General features: G+C 59.2%; 13 protein-coding genes. 7 read left to right on the plus strand and 6 right to left on the minus strand.

The window, feature by feature from the left end:
- The first annotated feature begins 229 nt into the window (after window positions 1–229).
- On the plus strand, window positions 230–787 hold the full coding sequence (locus FY550_RS04080) for a DJ-1/PfpI family protein (protein WP_070975845.1): 558 nt from the start codon (window positions 230–232) through the stop codon (window positions 785–787).
- 19 nt (window positions 788–806) lie between these two features.
- On the opposite strand, the gene FY550_RS04085 is transcribed toward FY550_RS04080, so the two are convergent.
- The 4 genes from FY550_RS04085 to FY550_RS04100 form a co-directional block, all read right to left on the minus strand.
- Window positions 807–1727, minus strand: coding sequence for a 2-hydroxyacid dehydrogenase (locus FY550_RS04085; protein WP_070975847.1), 921 nt, complete (start codon window positions 1725–1727; stop codon window positions 807–809).
- Between the two features lie 77 nt (window positions 1728–1804).
- Window positions 1805–2752, minus strand: coding sequence for a magnesium/cobalt transporter CorA (corA, locus tag FY550_RS04090; RefSeq protein ID WP_070975849.1), 948 nt, complete (start codon window positions 2750–2752; stop codon window positions 1805–1807).
- Between the two features lie 117 nt (window positions 2753–2869).
- On the minus strand, window positions 2870–4360 hold the full coding sequence (locus tag FY550_RS04095) for a chemotaxis protein CheW (RefSeq protein WP_070975852.1): 1491 nt from the start codon (window positions 4358–4360) through the stop codon (window positions 2870–2872).
- Window positions 4357–5739 (minus strand): methyl-accepting chemotaxis protein, encoded by a 1383-nt coding sequence (locus FY550_RS04100; protein WP_084387918.1) that lies wholly within the window; start codon window positions 5737–5739, stop codon window positions 4357–4359. Before FY550_RS04100 ends, FY550_RS04095 begins: the two co-directional genes overlap by 4 nt.
- Before the next feature lie 411 nt (window positions 5740–6150).
- Here FY550_RS04100 and doeA point away from each other — a divergent pair, with 411 nt between their 5' ends.
- From doeA to eno, 6 genes are all read left to right on the plus strand, one after another.
- Window positions 6151–7338: an ectoine hydrolase DoeA gene (gene doeA / locus FY550_RS04105; protein ID WP_070976128.1), complete on the plus strand. Its 1188-nt coding sequence runs from the start codon at window positions 6151–6153 to the stop codon at window positions 7336–7338.
- A 77-nt stretch (window positions 7339–7415) separates the two neighbouring features.
- Entirely contained in the window at window positions 7416–8423 is a 1008-nt protein-coding gene (gene doeB, locus FY550_RS04110) for a N(2)-acetyl-L-2,4-diaminobutanoate deacetylase DoeB (protein WP_070975857.1), read from the plus strand.
- 95 nt (window positions 8424–8518) lie between these two features.
- Window positions 8519–8998 (plus strand): Lrp/AsnC family transcriptional regulator, encoded by a 480-nt coding sequence (locus tag FY550_RS04115; protein ID WP_070975859.1) that lies wholly within the window; start codon window positions 8519–8521, stop codon window positions 8996–8998.
- A 113-nt stretch (window positions 8999–9111) separates the two neighbouring features.
- Complete coding sequence (locus FY550_RS04120; RefSeq protein ID WP_070975862.1) at window positions 9112–10773, plus strand: CTP synthase; 1662 nt, start codon at window positions 9112–9114, stop codon at window positions 10771–10773.
- Window positions 10774–10783: 10 nt separating this feature from the next.
- Complete coding sequence (gene kdsA, locus FY550_RS04125) at window positions 10784–11647, plus strand: 3-deoxy-8-phosphooctulonate synthase (protein WP_070976130.1); 864 nt, start codon at window positions 10784–10786, stop codon at window positions 11645–11647.
- 340 nt (window positions 11648–11987) lie between these two features.
- A complete protein-coding gene (gene eno / locus FY550_RS04130) occupies window positions 11988–13289 on the plus strand; it encodes a phosphopyruvate hydratase (RefSeq protein ID WP_070975865.1) in 1302 nt (433 codons plus the stop codon).
- A gap of 534 nt (window positions 13290–13823) precedes the next feature.
- Here the strand turns inward: eno and fdxA are convergent.
- Complete coding sequence (gene fdxA, locus FY550_RS04135) at window positions 13824–14159, minus strand: ferredoxin FdxA (protein ID WP_070975867.1); 336 nt, start codon at window positions 14157–14159, stop codon at window positions 13824–13826.
- 188 nt (window positions 14160–14347) lie between these two features.
- The gene (mutS, locus tag FY550_RS04140) at window positions 14348–16900 is read right to left on the minus strand and encodes a DNA mismatch repair protein MutS (RefSeq protein ID WP_149054690.1); all 2553 of its coding nucleotides are present in this window, start codon (window positions 16898–16900) and stop codon (window positions 14348–14350) included.
- Window positions 16901–17165: the final 265 nt, after the last annotated feature.

Genomic DNA, 17165 nt, shown 5'->3' on the forward strand with positions numbered 1-17165 from the left:
CCGAAAGGGGACCGGATCGCTCCTTGATGCATCGGCACGGGAGGTTGAGGCGCAAAAGGACAGTAGCCCGAGAACGCCGCAGAGAACTGCCCGATTGACAGGCGAAAATCGGCGAGCACGACGGGGTTGGCATGGCAAACAGTCATGGCCTGCTATGCTGGAGAGCGTTGGCTTGTGCCACATGAATGTCGTTATTCGCCATTTCCTCTTTATTGCCAGGGAGAGCACCATGTCGCGCATCCTGATGCTGGTCGGTGATTATGTAGAAGATTATGAAGCCATGGTGCCGTTTCAGGCCCTGCAGGCGATTGGCCATGAGGTTCTTGCCGTCTGTCCGGACAAACAGGCAGGCGATACTGTTCAGACAGCCATTCATGACTTCGGTGCTGAACAGACCTATACCGAAAAGCCGGGCCACAGGTTTCGCCTCAATGCCGACTTTAACAGTGTTGAAGCCGAGCACTTCGATGCCCTGGTGATACCCGGCGGCCGGGCACCGGAATATCTGCGCATCGATGAGCGCGTACTGGCGATCACGCGCGCCTTCTTCGAGGCTGACAAACCCATGGCAGTCCTCTGCCACGGCGCTCAGATTCTGGCTTCGGCTGTATCACTCAAGGGGCGGCGGGTCTCTGCTTATCCTGCCTGTGCGCCGGATGTGCGTCTGGCCGGGGGGAAGTATGCCGATATCGGGCTGGAAGAGGCCGTCACCTGTGGCAAGCTGGTCACCGCCCCGGTCTGGACCGCTCACCCCGCCTGGTTGAAGCAGTTCATCGCGCTGCTGTAACGATGATGGCTGCGCGGCTTCAGTAGCCGCGCTCCGGGTCCACGGTTTCCACCGTATCCCCGCGCTCCAGTGCAGCGATTGCCTCGGCGATCTGCTGCGCAGCGGGAGCGATCGGCGTGGGTGCCGCCACATGTGGCGTGATCAATACCCGAGGGTGTTGCCAGAGTGGGTGATCGGCGGGTAGCGGTTCTTCGGGGAAAACATCCAGCAGGGCGCCGCGCAGATGTCCTGTATCCAGTAACGCCTGCAGGTCTTCCAGTACCAGACTGCTGCCGCGTCCGGCATTGATGACTACTGCGCTCCTGGGCAACCGGCCAAGCCGCTCGTGATCAAGCAGATCCCGGGTCTGTGGGGTGTTTGGCAGCAGACTGAAAATGACCCGTGAGCTCTCCAGCAACTGATTCAGACCTTCATCACCATGGTAGCTGGTGAGATCGTCGAATGTTTTGGCCGAGCGACTCCAGCCCTGGACCGGATAGCCCAGCGCTTGTATTCGTCGGGCAACGACCTGACCCAGGGTGCCCAGGCCCACGATACCGACCGGCCAGCGGCTTTTCTCTTCCAGCGGCTGTTCCTGCCAGCACTGTTCGCGCTGCTGGTGCTGGTAGTGATCCATGCCGCGGTGAAAATGCAGCAGGCCATAGAGCAGATAATCGCCCATGGCGTCTCCCATGCCGGCATCACGCAGGCGCACCAGAGGCACGTTTCGAGGAAGGGCAGGGTTGTCGAGCAGAGCGTCGACACCGGCGCCGGTATTGAGGATGGCCCGCAGACGCTTGTCCTGAGCCTTGAACAGTGACTGCGGCGGTTGCCAGACCACCAGATAGTCCGCCGGCTGTTCACCGTCCTGCGCAGTGGTGCGAAGGGTGGCTTCAGGCAAATGGCGTGCCAGCTCGGCACGCCACTGCTCGGCATCGGGAGCGTGGATCAGAATCAGCATCGTTATCTCGTGTCAGTCATGCTTTTAAAGGCTATCCTGGCACGGTTATGTCGGCCGAGTCATTGCAGCCTGTTTGGCTACAGCCAGCCGCGATGCTTGAAGTACAAATAGGGTGAAAGCCCGGAGAGGAACATCACACCGATTGCCAGCGGATAACCCAGGGGCCAGTGCAGTTCAGGCATGACATCGAAATTCATGCCGTAGATGCTGGCAATCATGGTCGGCGGCAGGAAAACCACCGAAGCAATAGAGAATATCTTGATGATCTGGTTCTGCTGGATGTTGATGAAGCCCTGGGTGGTGTCCATCAGGAAGTTCACCTTGTCCGACAGGAAAGTGGTATGCGACATCAGGGCATCCACATCCTGTAATACTTCGCGGGCCTGTTCCTGAAGCTCGGGGTGACGCCGCAGATGGCGCAACAGGAAGTGCAGGGAGCGCTGGGTGTCCATCAGGCAAAGACGAATCTTGCCGACGCTATCCTCGACCATGGCGAGTCGATCGATGGCGTCTTCGAGATCGGAATCTTCCTCTTCCAGTACCAGATGGCTGACCTGCTCAAGGTCCCGGTGCATGTCTTCGACGCTATCGGCCAGATTTTCCGCTTTCTGTTCGAAGACAGTCACCATCAGTGCCGGTGGTGAGTCGACTTCGATCTGACCATGCCTGGCGCGCAGTCGCAGCAGGCGGAAGTCCGCCAGATCATCCTCACGCAGGGTGATCAGTCGTTGAGGCTGAAGGATGAAGGCGACCGTGGCATTGCTGTGTTTGCCTTCACTGCGGGAAAGAAACAGCGAGTGCACATGGACGCCGTCAGCGTCGGCGAAATAGCGCGCCGAAGATTCGATCTCCTCGACATCGGTACTGGCCGGCAATTCATCGGCGAGAAAGGCGTTGAGAGCTTCGCGTTCTTCCTCATCCGCTTCATGGGCATCGATCCAGGTCGCACGCGAAAGCCGATCGCTCAGAGGCGCGTCGGAGAGTTCCTGAATGCTCTGGTGCTCAAGGATGAAGGTGCGAATCATGAGCGACGTTCCTGAAACGAGTGAGCGGGCATGTCGGCGGCGCGCCGCGATGATCCCAGAGAGCGGCACGCTCTGCCAGTGCTTTTTGCCCGAATCACCCGGCCCGGGTGGGCCAGGTCAGACCCGGGCCAGGGCGTCCAGATCGCAGCTCAGGGACATATCCCGGGACAGCCTGGAGGCCAGGTTTTCGAGACAGAGCACGGTGAGAATGCGCAGACGCTCCTTTTCACCGATGGCAATCAGTCGCTTGGAGCTTTCAAGGGCCGATGCGTCAGCGCGCCTGTCACCACGCCAGCGGATGACCAGGCTATCGGCCGGGGCGTCGATATAGTCGATCAGACGTACTTCATCGATCATGAAGCCGATCGCGCTGTCGCCATGGTTGACCACCAGCACCTGCCCTGGGGCGGCTTCCGTACTGCGCCCGAGCAGTTGGCGCAGATCGATCAGAGACACCGTCCGCTCCAGACGGCGAAACGTCCCCGTGAACGGACCATCGCCACTCAGCGGCGTTATCTTCTCCGGTAGTGGCAGTACGGCATCAATCTGATTGAGTGGAGTGACGTACTGTCCTCCGGCGGTATAACTGATGAAGGCAAAACGCTGCCATTGCCGTTCTTCGCTGACCTTTCCTGAAGTGAGGCTCAACGAGGCATGAATATCGGCCAGCCCGCTCAGGGTGGCTTCTTCCAACAGTGCCTTGTGATCGATCAGTAGAGCGTCATCCAGTCCCGGTGAGCTCAACAGGCCACGGATGCAGTCTGCCTCGGCCTCGTCCCCCGCCAGGGGACGACATGCTGCGTCACTGTAATCCACCATGCGCTCGATGCGGGTAATGCCCAGTGCGATGAGACCGCGGGGGCCTTCGAGAATCACGATGCGTTGCGCTACCGGTGATGCGCTGCGATGACCCAGCAGGATAGCGGGATCGAACACCGGGATGGTGTTCTGACGCAGTATCTGGTTGCCCAGATAGCCGCTGACACGCGTCACCGGTGCAGAGAGCGGGCCGTATTCGGCCACCTCCCGAACGACCGCAGCATCTATTGCCAGGCGAAGCGTGCCGTGCTCGACGATCAGCGCCCGGTGTCGATCCGGCGGCAGCTCCACGGCGGCGACCTCCTCAGCCGTTGGTCCCTCACAGGCGGCGTCATCGAAGGTAAGCATCATGCCATCCAGTCTGAATAGTGCCTCCAGCTCGAGTACATGGATCGGACGCTGTTCATCGGGATGGATAAACACCCGAGGCGTGAGCGTATCGGGTGTGTTCCGACTGGCACCCAGGGTCTGCAATTGGTGATCCTCGATAGTCACCACATCGCGGACGTTGTGAACGCGCAAGCCGAAACGACCACCGCGAAAGCCGACGATGGCAACATGGTCGCCGGTCGGGCGGGGGGCATCATCATGATCGAGCGCCAATAGACGTGCCAGATCAACCGTGGGGATCAGCGCTCCGCGCAGCGCGAAGCTGCCCAGTGACCAGGCCGGCGCCAATGGTCTTGGCGCAAGGGTTTTCGGCAATGCAGTCACTTCCAGCAGGTGGCAGGCATCCAGGGCAATATCACTGCCATCAAGATCGAGAATACCGAAAATGCGCTCGCTCATGCCGCTGCACTCTTGCTGCCGGATTGATGCCTGCGCTGCTGATCGGCGTTTTCGGTCGCTTTGGTGAGCTGGCGGATCAATTGATCGACGTGATCGGCAGTGCTCAGCTGGGCTTCGGTTGTGGTGGCGATCTCTTCGATCGAATCGGTGGTCTGTTCCACGCCTTCGGCAATCCGGCCGAAGGCCTCGCGTGCGCGGCGTGAAATGTCATTGCCGCTGTCGATACGCTTGATGGATTCGGCCAGCAGACGATTGATCTGGCGTGTTGCTTCAGCGGATTTTTCCGCCAGCTTGCGCACTTCATCGGCGACTACCGAGAAACCGAGGCCATGCTCGCCTGCACGGGCAGCTTCAATGGCGGCATTGAAGGCCAGCAGATTGGTCTGCGAGGCAATCTCGCCAATAACGCCCACGATTTCCTCGATGTCTTCGGCCGATTTCTGAATGGCGGCCATCGCTTGCGTGGACTCCTGCAGGGCATGGGTGCCGGTTTCCGCATCACGTCGGGTGGTTCGTGCCAATTCACGAGTCAAACGGGTGTTTTCGGCAATTGAACCGATTGAGGCATTGAGCTGATGAATCGATACGCTCATAGCCTCCGACTGCGCCTGGATATGCTGTTCCAGTTCCACCTGGGCGGTGATGTCGGTGGCAAACTTGACCACCTTGTAAGGCTGACCATCGTTGTCGAGGATCGGGTTGTAGGTGGCCTGAATCCAGACCTTGCGACCGAATTTGCCCAGGCGCATGAAGCGGCCGGCAAAAAACTCACCGCGCGCCAGGGCCAGCCAGAAGTCACGATATTCGCTGCTGATGACATGTTCCTGAGTGCAGAACATACGGTGATGTTGCCCGAGGATTTCATCGGGCTGGTAGCCCAGGGTGTCGAGAAAATTGCGATTGGCGGAAAGGATGTTGCCCTTGAGATCGAATTCGATGACCGCCTGAGCACGATCAATGGCATTGAGTTTGCCTTCGTATTCCAGGTGGCGCCGCTTCTCTTCGGTAATGTCGGTGGCAAACTTGGCCACGCGGGTCAGGTTGCCATCTGCATCAAATATGGGGTTGTAGCTCGCCTGCAACCAGATATCACGGCCATGGCTGTCCAGTCGCTTGAACTCGCCTGAAACGAACTCGCCACTCGAGAGTTTTTTCCAGAAGCGGCGGTACTCTTCGCTGTCTGCATAGTCGTTGTCGCAGAACAGGCGATGGTGGCGGCCGATGATCGCTGCCAGCCGGTAGCCTGTTGCCTCCAGAAAGAGCTCGTTGGCATGCAGTACATGGCCTTCCAGGTCAAACTCGATGACGGCGTGAGTGCGATTGATGGCATTCCACAGTGACTCCAGGTGTTCTCTGGACGGGGCAAGGGCTTGCGACATGATGATTCTCCGAATGGCCAGATACCTGTGGATGCCGATGCCGGTGGTAATGAAGCAGTGCAGTACGGCCAAACAGGTGTTGTTCAACGAAGGTCATCGGAAAAATGCCTGAAAACTTTAACTATACCTGGACAGGGCAGGTGCTGGGCCCGGTCAGTGAAATAATGCGGCGTGCCGAGCTGGAAAGCTTTTGACCCGGTAGCGAGCATCGGTGCAGACTCGGGTTGGAGTGTAATAACAATCCGATCATGGTCGGCCGGCGAGTTACGACATGCTCATCATATCGTGATCGCGGCGCGGGATTGATTCCACGCCTCTGGCGCGCGAAACCCGGATGTTGTCACCCCGGGACAGACGGCCATCAGGCTGAATGTTCCGAACCCGAGTGCCATGAAAATCGAGCAAAAGTCGATGACGATTCCCTCTCTGCCCTTTACCCGCGAGGAGTACGCGCAGCGGCTGGCGCGAGTGCGGGCCTCGATGGCTCGTGCCGAACTGGACGTTCTGATCGTCTCCGACCCTTCCAACATGGCGTGGCTGACCGGCTACGATGGCTGGTCATTCTACGTTCATCAGTGCGTACTGATTGGCCTGTCCGGTGATCCGGTCTGGTATGGCCGTCGTCAGGATGGCAATGGAGCGATCCGCACCTGCTGGATGGATCCTGAAACGCACGTTGCCTGGTATCCGGATTACTATGTCCAGAATCCCGAAATGCATCCGATGGACTATCTCGCCCAGTCGATTCTGCCGCAGTGGGATTGGCATCGCGGCAACATCGGCGTGGAAATGGATAATTACTATTTTTCCGCTCGGGCCTATACCAGCTTGCGCGAGCATCTGCCGGAGGCGCATTTACAGGATGCCACGGCGCTGGTGAACTGGTGTCGCGCCATCAAATCGCCCACTGAAATCACCTACATGCGTCGGGCGGCCCGCATCGTCGATGAGATGCACGCCTCGATTCTCGACATGATCGAACCCGGACTGCCAAAAAATCGACTGGTGGCCGAAATCTATCGTGCGGGTGTCGAAGGGGCCGATGGCTACGGCGGCGATTATCCTGCCATCGTACCGTTGCTGCCGACCGGCGCTGATGCTGCCGCGCCGCATCTGACCTGGGATGACACGCCTTTCCGAAAAGGGGAGGGGACGTTTTTCGAGATTGCCGGCTGCTACAAGCGTTACCATGCGCCACTGTCACGAACCATTTTCCTGGGTCGGCCTTCGCGCGAATTCCTCCGGGGCGAATCGGCACTGCTGGAGGGCATCGAAAACGGGCTCGAAGTGGCCCGACCCGGCAATCGCTGCTGTGATATCGCCATGGCCCTGGGGGCGGCGATGGACAAATATGGCTTTGATCGGGGCGGCGCGCGCTGCGGCTATCCGATTGGTATCAGTTATCCACCGGACTGGGGTGAGCGCACCATGAGTCTGCGCCCCAGTGATGAAACCATTCTTGAACCAGGCATGACCTTTCATTTCATGCCCGGCATGTGGATGGATGAGTGGGGGCTGGAGATTACCGAGTCCATTCTGATCACCGAACAGGGTGCCGAAACCCTGTGTGAATTTCCTCGCCAGCTGTTCGTGAAGTGATCGTCTCGGGGAATGGTGACCTGCCTCACTCCGAATGACGTCTTCAGCGGTGGTGAACTGTCCGAAAAGGAGTTCGTATGCGTGCCAGTCCGATTTCCGCCACGGTCGATTTCGATGCCGATGGTGTCCAGCACGGTTTTCTCAAACTGCCGGTCTCCCATGATGAGTCCGCCTGGGGCGCGGTCATGATTCCGGTCACTGTGGTGAAAAACGGTGACGGCCCCACGGCACTGTTGACCGGTGGTAATCATGGGGATGAGTACGAAGGCATTACTGCGCTGCTGAAACTGTCCGGATCACTGCGAGCGGACGAGGTCAGGGGCCGGGTCATTATCGTGCCAATGATGAATCAGCCGGCTGCACAGGCGGGCAGGCGCACGTCTCCAATGGACCGCGGCAATCTCAATCGCAGCTTTCCCGGTGATCCCGATGGCGGGCCGACGAAGCAGATTGCTGACTACTTCACCCGCTATCTGGTGCCAATGTGCGATTATGCGCTCGATCTGCACTCCGGTGGACGTACCCTCGATATTCTTCCCTTTGCCGCTGCGCATCGACTGGAGGATCGTGATCAGGAACGTCGCAGCCTGCAAGGGGCGATCGATTTTGGTGCGGGTACGGCCATCATGATGTATGAACTTGATGCTGCAGCGCTCTATGACACCGTGGTGGAAAACCAGGGCAAGATACTGGTCACTACCGAACTGGGTGGTGGCGGCACCTCAACCCCTGCGAGCATGGAGATCAGTGAGCGTGGCGTTCGCAATTTCCTGATCTTTGCCGGGATCACCGAGGGCGAACTTCAACGACCGGCCAGACAAACCTTTGTCGAGATGCCGGATGCTTCCTGTTATGTGCAGAGCGAGCATGCCGGTCTGCTGGAGATGACCTGTGCACTGGGTGGTCTGGTGCGTCAGGGGGAAGTGGTGGCGCGTATTCATGATATGACACGTACCGGCGTCGAGCCGGTGGAATATCGGGCCGGTCGTGACGGCATGGTACTGGCCCGTCGGTTTCCGGCACGGGTCGACATGGGTGATACCATCGTGGTGATCGGTGAGGTAGTGGAGACGCTCGAGCGCTGAGCCCTGCCGGGGGAACAGGCATCGGGCGATAGCCTGGCGCAAGGTGCCCCGGCGTCTTCCTCGGGCATGGATGCCCCGAACTGCTGTGAGGCCTTGTGAAACTCGATCGCTTTGATCTGCAAATTCTCTCCATCCTGTCGCGCGATGGGCGCATTACCAAGTCGCGGCTGGCCGAGTCGATCAATCTCTCGGTCAGCCCCTGCTGGGAGCGTGTCAGACGTCTGGAGAAGGCCGGCATCATCGAAGGCTACAGCGCCCGCATCAACCCCAGGGTGCAGGTGCGTCGCACTCCGGTATGGATTCAGGTCGAACTCGATCATCATGGGCTCGATGTCTTCGAACGGTTCGAGCGCACCATGCGGGAAACGCCGGAGGTCACCGAATGCGTGGCCGTAGGCGGTGGCGTGGACTACCTGGTACGTGTCGAGGCGCTTGATATTGATCAGTATCAGCGACTGATCGATCAGTGGTTGATCAGCGGCCTCGCCATTCGCCGTTATTTCACCTATATCGTGACCCGGACGGTCAAATCCGGTCCGCCCCCGATGGAACTGAAGGATTCGACCGAGCGCTGACCGATCGATTGACTGTCCGAATTGAGCGCTTCCCCCGTTTCGTTTAGACTGGCGTCCCATCCTGGTCTGCCTCTCCGCGCGGGCCGTCGTTCAGCACTCGACAGGTTCCCTCCATGACGACGCGATATATCTTCGTGACCGGTGGCGTTGTGTCTTCTCTCGGCAAGGGCATCGCCGCTGCCTCCCTGGCCGCCATTTTGGAAGCGCGTGGCCTGAAGGTCACGATTCTCAAGCTCGACCCTTATATCAACGTCGATCCGGGCACCATGAGCCCCTTTCAGCACGGTGAAGTGTTTGTCACCGAGGATGGTGCCGAAACCGATCTCGACCTGGGTCACTACGAGCGTTTCATCCGCTCGCGCATGACCCAGGCCAACAACTTCACCACCGGTCGGGTCTATGAGCACGTTCTGCGCAAGGAGCGTCGCGGTGATTACCTGGGCGGCACGGTGCAGGTCATTCCGCATATTACCGATGAAATCCAGCGCCGTATCAAGGCGGGCGGTGACGGCTATGATGTGGCTCTGGTGGAGATCGGTGGCACGGTCGGGGATATCGAGTCCCTGCCTTTTCTGGAAGCCATCCGTCAGCTGCGTACCGAGGTTGGACCCAGCCGAGCGCTGTTTTTGCATCTGACGCTGGTGCCCTATATCAAGACCGCCGGTGAAACCAAGACCAAACCGACCCAGCACAGTGTCAAGGAGCTGCGCTCGATCGGCATCCAGCCGGATATCCTGGTCTGTCGTAGCGAGGTTGAGCTGGAGCAGGGCGAACGCAACAAGATTGCCCTGTTTACCAACGTCGAACAGCGGGCAGTCATCCCCATGCAGGATGCCGATACCATCTATCGCATTCCTTTGATGCTGCATGACTTCGGTCTGGATGAAATCATCTGCGACAAGCTGCGCATCGAAGCGCCCCAGGCCGATCTCGGGGAGTGGGTACATGTACTGGATGCCAAGCTCAATCCGCTCAAGACCGTCAATATTGCGATGGTCGGCAAGTACATGGAGCTTCTGGATGCCTACAAATCGCTGAATGAAGCACTGATTCATGCCGGTATCCAGACTCGGGTGAAAGTCAATATCGACTATATCGATTCCGAAGATATCGAGCGCGATGGTGTGGGCCGCCTTGAAGGCAAGGATGCGATTCTGGTGCCTGGCGGTTTCGGCTCACGCGGTGTTGAAGGCAAGATCGCTACCGCACGTTATGCTCGCGAACACGACATTCCCTATCTGGGAATCTGCCTGGGCATGCAGGTCGCCGTAATCGAGTTTGCTCGTCATATTGCCGGCTGGGGTGATGCCAACTCCACCGAATTTACCCATGATACCCGCCATCCGGTAGTCGGTCTGATTACCGAGTGGATTACCCCCGAGGGGCGGATCGAGGTGCGCGATGAAGCATCGGACCTGGGCGGTACCATGCGTTTGGGCGGCCAGAGCTGCAATCTGAAAGCGGGTTCGAAGGCACGCGAAATCTATGGCGCGGAAACCATTGTCGAACGCCACCGTCACCGCTACGAGATCAACGAACAGTTCATCGATGATCTTGAGCGCGCAGGGCTGGTGATCTCGGGCCGCAGTGTGGATAACGCGCTGGTCGAGATGGTCGAGCTGGCCGATCATCCGTGGTATGTGGCCTGTCAGTTCCATCCGGAATTCACATCCACGCCACGTGACGGCCATCCGTTGTTCACCGGCTTCGTCAACGCCGCGCTGACACATCGCGCAGCACGCAATCAGAAGGCTCAGGGGAGAGAAGATGGCTGATTCACAAGACATGAGCGCTCAGCGTGTGATCGAGATCGGAGGCGTCAGTCTGGCCAATGACCGGCCGCTGGCACTGTTCGGTGGCATGAATGTGCTGGAGTCGCGCGAGCTGGCCATCGAGGTGGCTGACGGCTGGGCTCAGGCGACCCGACGGCTCGGTATACCCTGGGTATTCAAGGCCAGTTTCGACAAGGCCAACCGGAGCTCGATCCACTCTTTCCGTGGTCCCGGTCTCGACAAGGGGCTGGCCATTCTGGACGAAATCAAAAAGCGCTTTGATGTCCCGGTGCTGACCGATGTTCACGAGCCGGCCCAGGCGGCACCAGCGGCCGAAGTCTGTGATGTGATTCAGCTACCGGCCTTTCTTGCCCGGCAGACGGATCTGGTTATGGCGATGGCTGCAACCGGGGCAGCGATCAACATCAAGAAGCCGCAGTTCATCGCACCTCACGAGATGCGCCATATCATCACCAAGTTCAGCGAGGCCGGCAACGAGCGTCTGACGCTGTGCGAGCGTGGATCGAGCTTCGGGTACAACAATCTGGTGGTAGACATGCTGGGGTTCGCCACGATGAAGGCGACCGGTTATCCACTGGTGTTCGATGTGACCCACTCCCTCCAGCAACCGGGTGGACGTGCCGACAGCGCTGGTGGTCGTCGCGCCCAGGTCGCCGATCTGGCGCGTGCCGGGGTGGCAGTGGGGCTGGCCGGCCTGTTTGTGGAAGCCCATCCTGATCCTGATCGGGCACTGTGTGATGGTCCTTGTGCATTACCGCTTGATCGGCTGCCGGGTTTTCTCGAGCAGGTGCAGCTGCTGGATCGCACCGTCAAGGGTATGGCGCCGCTTGATCTGGGTCCGGACGTGGCAGAATAGCCGAGACGAGAAATGTGGCGATCTTCGGATCGCGACAACCATCGGGATAACAGTGCTTCTGGTAGCATTGACGAGAGGGTCATCATCGATGGCCCTCTTTTTTTGTGCGCATGACCGACAACCGGTAGCCATCGAAATGGTATGCAGGATTGGCCCATCTCCGGGGTTGCGGTCTAAATTATCGGACAATGATTGGCTCGTGATGGGCAACAATGCCGCCGGGCGTGCTATCCTGGTGTCCGAAGAGGGCGCTGGCGAGTGATGCAATGCCCGGCGGCTATTGCGACATGGGCCCGGACGCTCGTTTCATTTCATTCAACCTCCACCAGGGACGCTCAAGATGGCAGAAATTGTTGATATCCAGGCGCTCGAGATCCTCGATTCCCGCGGTAATCCTACCGTGTTCGCCGAGGTGACGCTCAAGAGCGGTGCTCGGGGAAGTGCGGGGGCTCCGTCTGGCGCCTCTACCGGCTCGCGCGAGGCTCTGGAGTTGCGTGACGGTGATAAGTCGCGCTATCTGGGCAAGGGTGTCAAAAAGGCCGTTGAGGCGGTCAATACCCGAATTGCCGAGCGTCTCAAGGGGATGGATGCGCTGGATCAGCAGGCGATCGATGACGCCATGCGCGAGCTGGATGGGACCGATAACAAGGGGTCTCTGGGTGCCAACGCCATTCTCGCGGTCTCACTGGCAGTAGCCGTGGCGGCTTCCCGTGAGAAAGGGGTGCCGCTTTACTCGCATATCGCTGACCTCTATGGCACCCCGGGCCAGTATTCGATGCCGCTGCCGATGATGAACATCATGAATGGCGGCGAGCATGCCGATAACAATGTCGATATCCAGGAGTTCATGATCCAGCCTGTCGGAGCACCGACCTTTGCCGAAGGGCTTCGCATGGGGGCAGAGGTCTTTCATGCGCTCAAGAAGGTGCTTGCGGGTCGAGGCCTGTCTACCGCCGTAGGGGATGAGGGTGGTTTCGCGCCGGATCTTGAATCCAATGCTGATGCACTGGCGGCCATCAAGCAGGCGGTCAGTGATGCCGGTTATACGCTGGATCGTGACATTACGCTGGCGCTCGACTGCGCTGCTTCGGAGTTCTACCGGGAAGGGCAGTACCAGCTCTCCGGCGAAAACCGCAGCTACTCCAGCGAGGGCTTTGTCGATTATCTGGAGCAGCTGGTCAACGACTATCCGGTGGTGTCGATCGAGGATGGCCTGGATGAATCCGACTGGGATGGCTGGAAGCTGCTGACCGACCGTCTTGGCAATCGAGTCCAGTTGGTCGGCGATGATCTGTTTGTGACCAATACCCGCATTCTCAAGGAAGGCATCGACAAGGGGGTAGGCAACTCGATTCTGATCAAGGTCAATCAGATCGGATCGCTGACCGAGACGCTGGAAGCTGTACGTATGGCACGGGATGCCGGCTATACCGCCATCATTTCGCATCGCAGTGGCGAAACCGAGGATACCTTCATTGCCGATCTGGCAGTCGGTACCCGGGCTGGCCAGATCAAGACCGGTTCCCTGTCACGCAGTGATCGTGTTGCCAAATACAACCGGCTGCTGGTCATCGAGCATCAGCTGGGGGATCAGGCTCGCTACCAGGGGCGTTCCGAAATCAAGGGACAGTCGGGTTTTTAATAACCTGAGTCAATTTTGCATTATGGGATTTAATCCGGTCGGTGCATCCGGCCGGATTTTTTCATGATGGCTATCTGATAACTGATACAGCGTCTGGACTGGCTTGACCCCTGGTCGGCCAGCTACCAGTATGAGCCATATCCGGAGGCGAACGGGATCGCCTCGTCATTTCACTGTCTTCCTCTCTCAACTCATTGAATTAAAAGCCTTTCAGGGAAAAGGTTGAATTCGGTGACCCTCATTCTCCAATCACTCCGCCCACTCGGGCCAGAGCGTTATCAGCAATACTGATAACGGGACATGTTTGCCCTTGCGGAAAGGATTTCCGCCCGAACCAGGATGGTTCGGGACGTCAGGATGACGATCGGGCACAGGGATTTTGAATGGCGCGCGTGGTAGCGCAGGATGCGTGATCCACGCAGGGAAGTCGCCAATGGATATGAGCAAAGGGAATTGCTCGGCAAGGACGTAGGATACGGGCGGCTGCGGCCGCCCTTTTTAGTGTCCGTTGCAAGCGTCTGGAAGAGGCACTTGTCAGGCCGGTGGATTGCGGTCGAGCTGATCGCGTTTGTTTTTCACATCCTTCCACTCATCGGCATCCGACGGTGGGTCGATACGCTCGTTGATGTTGGGCCAGACTTCTGCCAGTTCGGCATTGAGTTCGATGAATTCTTCCTGATCCTTCGGAACCTCATCCTCGGAGTAGATGGCATCAACAGGGCATTCAGGCTCACATAGCGCGCAGTCGATGCATTCATCGGGATGAATGACCAGAAAGTTGGGCCCCTCGTAGAAGCAGTCGACCGGGCAGACTTCCACACAGTCGGTGTATTTGCAGCGAATGCAGCTTTCGGTCACAACGAACGTCATATCGCAGGCTCCCTGACAATGGTGGGCCCCGAACGCCATCGCGTCCGGTCATACCGGAGGCGGTTTCCGGCTGCGCACAGGTGTTATCGGACCATGGCCGGCCCGATGACACGAAGGCGTGAAAAGGGGGCATATTTTAGAGGGGCCGGCAGCGCTTCGACAAGCGTGCCGACCGCGTTCGAGCGCTGTTACAGGCGGTCCCGCCACTCATAGAGGAGCGCCATGGCCTCGCGAGGGGTCAGCGCATCGAGATCCAGTTCTCCCAGTGCCTCGACTATCGGGTGTATAGGGGCAGTGAACAGATCCGACTGTACCGGATCGGGTGAGCGCCTGGTGTTACTGTCGCCCGGACAGGTTGGGACATGGTCGAATTCCTGGGCTTCGAGTTCAGCCAGTCGAGTTCGGGCACGCTCGATGACGGCCGGCGGCACACCGGCCAGACGGGCAACCTGCAAACCATGGCTCTGACTGGCCGGGCCTGGTTCCACGCGGTGCATGAAGATAATGTCATGGCCATGCTCGGTGGCAGTGAGATGCACGTTATCGACACTGTCGAACTGATCGGCGAGGGCCGTCATTTCGAAGTAGTGCGTAGCAAACAGGGTCAGCGCGCCGGTCTGCACCAGATGCTCTGCCGTTGCCCAGGCCAGCGACAGGCCATCGAAGGTACTGGTGCCACGGCCGATTTCATCCATCAGCACCAGACTTTCGCGCGTGGCGTTATGCAGGATGCTGGCGGTCTCGGTCATCTCCACCATGAAGGTCGAGCGGCCTCCGGCCAGATCATCGGAAGACCCGATTCGGGTAAAGATACGGTCGACCAGGCCGACTTCGGCCCGGTCAGCTGGTACGAAGGCGCCGGTATGGGCCAGTAGCGCGATCAGCGCATTCTGACGCATGAAGGTGGACTTGCCCCCCATGTTGGGCCCGGTGATCACCAGCATGCGTGTCTGTTCGTCCAGGCGCAGGTCGTTGGGGACAAAAGGATTCGCGGAGACGTGTTCCACTACCGGGTGGCGACCGACTTCAATATTCAGTCCGGGCGCGTCTTGTATGACCGGGCGCGTCAGGGTCAGGCTTTCGGCACGTTCGGCGAAGGCCGTCAGCACGTCCAGAGTGGCCAGCGCCCGGGCAGTGGCCTGAAGTGGCTGCAATTCAGCATTGAGGCGCTCCAACAGGCTGTCATAGAGCATCTTCTCGCGCGCCAGCGCCCGGGTTTTTGCCGACAGGGCCTTGTCCTCGAACTCCTTGAGTTCGGGAATGATAAAGCGCTCGGCATTCTTGAGTGTCTGGCGACGAATGTAGTCAGCAGGCGCCTCGCGTGCCTGCGCACGAGGAATCTCGATGTAATAGCCATGCACCCGGTTGTAACCCACCTTCAGGCCCTGCAGGCCGGTGCGTTCACGCTCACGGGTTTCGAGCCTGACAAGATAGTCGCCGGCGTTTTCATGGAGGGTTCGCAGTTCATCAAGCTCGTCATCGAACCCCTCGCGGATGACCCCGCCATCGCGGATGACGACCGGTGGATTATCGATGATGCCTCGCGAAAGCAGGTCTGCCATCTCCGGCCAGGGCACCAGATGATGGCGCAGGTCGTCAATGGCCGTATCAGGGGCAAAATCGATCAGCTGTGCGGCCAGTTCGGGCAGGGTGCACAGGGCATCGCGCAGACGCGCCAGATCACGCGGTCGTGCACTGAGCAAAGCGACTCGCGCCAGGATACGCTCGATATCACCAATCCGTCCGAGCAGTTCGCGGAAAGGATCGATACGATCGCCATCGATCAGTGCACCGACTGCCGCCTGGCGTGCCTCGATACGGCCTCGGTCGCGTAGCGGCCGATTGAGCCAGCGACGCATCAGGCGTGAACCCATTGGCGTAGCGGTGGTGTCCAGCACGCTGGCCAGGGTGTTGTCGCGTCCACCGGCAAGATTGGTATCAATCTCCAGATTGCGCCGGCTGGCGGCATCGATCACTACGGCTTCATCACGCGCCTCTACGCTCAGCCCTGACACATGAGGCAGGGCTGAGCGCTGAGTATCGCGGGCGTAATCAACCAGTACCCCGGCGGCAACAATCGCCCGGGTCAGATGAGCACAGCCGAACCCCTGCAGGTCGTGAACACCGAATTGATCGCACAGCAGCCGCAGGGCTGTATCGTAATCGAAATGCCAGTCGTGCCAGCGTCGCAGTCCCGGACGAGAGACCAGGGTTTCGGGTAGACGCAGTGATTCGGCTACCAGCAATTCAGCGGGATCGAGGCGGTGAAGTTCGGCGAGCATGTCAGCTTCGCTTTCCACTTCCAGCACATTGAATCGTCCGCTGGAGAGTTCAAGCCAGGCCATGCCCCACTGCTGCTCCTGCGGATGCAGTGCCACCAGCAGATTGTCGCGACGCTCATCAAGCAGTGCTTCGTCATGCAGGGTACCCGGGGTCACGATGCGGACAACGCGTCGCTCGACCGGTCCCTTGGCGGTCGCCGGATCTCCGATCTGCTCGCAGATGGCGACCGATTCGCCCGCCTTCACCAGGCGTGCCAGATAGGACTCTGCGCTGTGATAGGGCACGCCCGCCATGGGAATAGAGGCACCGGCTGATTGCCCGCGAGCTGTCAGCGTAATGTCGAGCAGCGCAGCGGCACGCCGGGCGTCGTCATAAAAGAGTTCGTAGAAATCCCCCATGCGGTAGAACAGTAGAATATCCGGATGCTCGCGCTTGATGCGCAGATATTGCGCCATCATGGGCGTGTGCCGGTTGAGATCGTCCTGAGCCACGTTCAATCGGATTCCCGCTTCGTTGATAGGTGAGCCGGGGAGGCAATGGGGCAGGCGGCCTCGGTATGCTGGCCGAAGGCTGCGTCATCCCGCGTGGGCCGCGGACGATTGTGGCTGAGCATCGAAGCGCCGCTCTGCATCACCTCTTCCTGCGATGACGCAAGGTTACCATGAGCGCTGAAGGTCAGCAGCGTTCGACCTGGCGTTTTTACAGGAGCGGGCCGGCCGCCGG

Source organism: Kushneria phosphatilytica (assembly GCF_008247605.1).
Lineage (GTDB): Bacteria > Pseudomonadota > Gammaproteobacteria > Pseudomonadales > Halomonadaceae > Kushneria > Kushneria phosphatilytica.